Raw genomic sequence first — 399 nt, 5'->3', positions numbered from 1 at the left:
GCTTTGACGGGCAGGGGCTCATTCGGTTCAGGGGGCGTATGCTTCCATTCCTCCAACGGAAACTCCCCGCTTTTAAATTTATCTACCGCGTCCTGTACAACCCGCTTGAACGCCTCAGGCGTCCATGATGAATTTGGACCACCCACCTCACTGGCGGGGAAGATATTGTCCGAATATTTGAGGGCCTTTTCGGCTCTTTCTTGCGTATGAATGGTGAAATTTTCGCAAAATGCCTTGGCATTATATCCCGTAATCTCAATTCTGACTGTCATCGCTTTTTCCTTATGCCCCGTTCATCCAGAATTCATCTCCGTGGCGCAGCACCAATTTGTTGCCGGCCCGGACAGTGTTGGTATGCGCTTTCGGATGGCATTTTGCCCCCACGGTGCCGCTTTTCAC

General features: G+C 51.4%; 1 protein-coding gene. It reads right to left on the bottom strand.

The genetic code is table 11. The features are described from left to right. A partial coding sequence (locus FE392_RS20110; protein ID WP_319931896.1) for a hypothetical protein occupies nucleotides 1–272 on the bottom strand: 272 nt, incomplete at its 3' end. Nucleotides 273–399: the final 127 nt, after the last annotated feature.

Origin of the sequence: Xenorhabdus santafensis (genome assembly GCF_033949405.1) — a bacterium.
Lineage (GTDB): Bacteria > Pseudomonadota > Gammaproteobacteria > Enterobacterales > Enterobacteriaceae > Xenorhabdus > Xenorhabdus santafensis.
This window is presented reverse-complemented; position numbering and strand designations above follow the sequence as displayed.